Annotated in this window: 1 pseudogene; it reads left to right on the top strand. The window is 80.0% G+C overall.

The annotated features are described in order from the left end of the window. Positions 1-411: pseudogene (locus tag G3I53_RS12675) on the top strand (hypothetical protein); the annotation flags it as partial.

Raw genomic sequence — 411 nt, 5'->3', positions numbered from 1 at the left:
GCACCGGCGGCACCCCCGGTGACCGGCCCGGCGCGCTCGTCGGCCTGGTGCTCGCCGCGATCGGGCTCGCCCTGGCCGGGCCCGGCCTCACCCACCTGTGCGGGCGGCTGCTCCAGACGGTGCGGCCCGGCGCGCTGCGCCTGCTGGCCGGACGGGCACTGATGGCGGAGGCCAGCCGTATCGGCCGCCCGCTGGGCGTGGTCTCGGCGGTCACGGCGGCCACGTACGCCATGGCGGTGCTGCGCTACCCGGAGGCCGGGGCGATCGGCCCGCTCACCGTGCTCGGGGCCTCCCTGGTCACCGGCTGCACGGTGGCGACGCTGCTGACGGCGGCCGTCGAGGCCCGCCAGGACCGCGCGGACACCACGGCGGCCCTGCTGCTGCTCGGCGCGCCCGCGTCGGCCCTGCGGC

Source organism: Streptomyces sp. SID14436 (assembly GCF_010548465.1).
In the GTDB taxonomy this organism is placed as follows: Bacteria; Actinomycetota; Actinomycetes; order Streptomycetales; family Streptomycetaceae; genus Streptomyces.
This window is presented reverse-complemented; position numbering and strand designations above follow the sequence as displayed.